General features: G+C 65.7%; 2 protein-coding genes. One reads left to right on the top strand and one right to left on the bottom strand.

Features of this window, described 5'->3' with window-relative positions:
- Positions 1 to 44 precede the first annotated feature (44 nt).
- Entirely contained in the window at positions 45 to 1,043 is a 999-nt protein-coding gene (locus AAGI46_17130) for a hypothetical protein (protein MEM1013930.1), read from the bottom strand.
- Positions 1,044 to 1,128: 85 nt separating this feature from the next.
- Here AAGI46_17130 and AAGI46_17125 point away from each other — a divergent pair.
- Positions 1,129 to 1,641: hypothetical protein (locus tag AAGI46_17125; protein MEM1013929.1), on the top strand; the 513-nt coding region annotated here is incomplete at its 3' end.

Genomic DNA, 1,641 nt, shown 5'->3' with positions numbered 1-1,641 from the left:
TGCAGCGGCTCGATGCGACGCATCCGTACCATCGCCTCGCGGCATCACTCGACCTGCAGTTCCGTCCGGACCTCGTGCCGGTAGTAGCAGACGCCAACCCGCACATCACCGCCGAGGACCGCAAGAGTTTGTGTCAGAACCCCGAGGTAGTGCAGGATGTAGGCGTTGCTCGTTTCGAGGCTGCCCGTCGCGTCGATGGCCAGGGCGACGTCGACGCCGGCGATGTTGAGTCGGCCCAGCTCGACGTCCTTGCGAAAGCGTGGGTCGTTCGAGTCGTCGATGACGATCGGCGGCTCGAACCAGATCGGTTCGATCGGCCCCGTTGACGACGTCGGTTCGAGCTCAAGGGCAGCAAGCCAGGTGTTCCACGCGCGTCGATTGGCGTCGATTGCAGGTGCGTCGTCCCAGACGGATAGAACGGCATGAGCCCGGACGGCCAGCGTGCCGCGGCGTTGGGCCTTGGCGACGATGGGACGCAGCAGTGTCTTGTCGCCATGTGCGCGAAGCAGCGTACCCGCGGCGACCAGCGTCGCTCGGCCGGCTTCGGTCTCCAGACCATTCTGTTCGATCGCACGCTCGACGAGCTGCCCGACGACTCTTGCCTCGACATCGCCACCGGCGAGCGATTGCAACAGCGGGCGCAGCTGTCCCGCGAAAAAGACGTCGTTGCGGTGTCGCCCGGTGGCCAGTTCGACGCCTGCCTTTCGCCAAGCTGCGTTTTGCTCGGGCGTGAGGCTTGCCGAACGGGCCGCGAGGGCGTCCCACGCGGCGAGCGCGACCAGCGGATCGTCGATGGCCGTCGCCTCTAGCAGTCGCTCGGCCAACGGCTCGCCGTCGAACCGGGAGAGCGAGACGACCGAGACCAGACCGCTTAGTCGTGTATCGAAGTTCGCCGGTTCGCCGTAGACGCGAGCGAAATAGTCCTGAAGCGCGCGGACGCCCTGCTCTTGAAGTGCGTCGCCGTCTGTGACCTGACCCGAGGCACGCGTCGACAGCGCGACGACCAGGCTGACGGCGACGAATGCTCTGGCCGACCACGACATGCCCTAAAGGTAACGCCTCGTCAGGCAAGATGGCGAGCGATATGCGAACACCATCGACGCCCCGTTGTCTGTACCATGCTGCCCGATGCCGCGGGGGAACGATAACGGTGACGAGATCGGCACGAGCGAGGTGCTCTTGTTGCGGCGTCGATTGGCCGCGTTGGAACGGCGTGTTGCCGAGCTGGAGTCGGCGGCAGAGAGCGAGGCAAAAGAACCAGCACTCTCGAACCTGATCGAGAGCGAGCGCGAGCTTCCGCTCATGCGTCAGCTCGTTTCCGAGCCTGAAGAGTCATACGAGCCCGCCGAGCTTTCCGAGCCGGACGAGTTCGTTCCTGAGCCTCCGGAACCGCCCGAGCCTGAGCGTGAGCCAGTGCTGATGGCAGTGCCGTACGAGCCGCAGGTCGAACCGCCGCCGCCCGTTCGCGAGGGCACGTTCGAGCAGGCGATCGGGCTGAAGTTGGCCGGATGGCTCGGCGGGCTGGTCGTCGTGCTTGGCGCAACGCTCGGCGTCAAGTACGCCTACGACGCCGGCTGGTTTCAGCTCATCGCGCCCGAGTTTCGACTGCTCGCCATCATCGTCGGCGGCTTCGGGCTGATC

It is taken from the genome of Planctomycetota bacterium (genome assembly GCA_038746835.1).
GTDB lineage: Bacteria > Planctomycetota > Phycisphaerae > Tepidisphaerales > Tepidisphaeraceae > JBCDKH01.
Note: the sequence above shows the minus strand (reverse complement) of the source record. Positions and strands in the feature narration are given on the sequence as shown.